This is a genomic window from Limnospira sp. PMC 289.06 (assembly GCF_032350395.1).
Classification (GTDB): Bacteria; Cyanobacteriota; Cyanobacteriia; order Cyanobacteriales; family Microcoleaceae; genus Limnospira; species Limnospira platensis.
Genome location: NZ_JARPLC010000526.1, coordinates 1 through 372, shown reverse-complemented (window position 1 = coordinate 372; position 372 = coordinate 1). Strand labels below are relative to the sequence as shown.

General features: G+C 49.7%; 1 pseudogene. It reads right to left on the bottom strand.

The features are described 5' to 3' along the window. Nucleotides 1-201, bottom strand: a pseudogene (locus P5674_RS26115) (hypothetical protein); the annotation flags it as partial. Nucleotides 202-372: the final 171 nt, after the last annotated feature.

The following is a 372-nucleotide window of genomic DNA, read 5'->3' as shown; positions in this document are numbered from 1 at the left end:
ATTAGATATAGTGCGATCGCCTAATTTTCTCGGACTTCCCAAAACCCCAGCCATGTGGGTTGGGTGAAACCCAACATCAGTAGGTTGGGTGAAACGCAGTGAAACCCAACAGCAGTTAGATATAGTGCGATCGCCTAATTTTCTCGGACTTCCCAAAACCGCAGCCATGTGGGTTGGGTGAAACGTAGTGAAACCCAACATAACTGAGAGATGGTGGTGTTGGGTTTCGTACCTCCACCCAACCTACTCCACTTGGGGGAAAGTGCGATCGCCCATCTAGCCATGTAGGTTGGGTGAAACGCAGTGAAACCCAACAGCAGTTAGATATAGTAGGGTTGGGTTTCGTGACCTCCACCCAACCTACTCCACTTG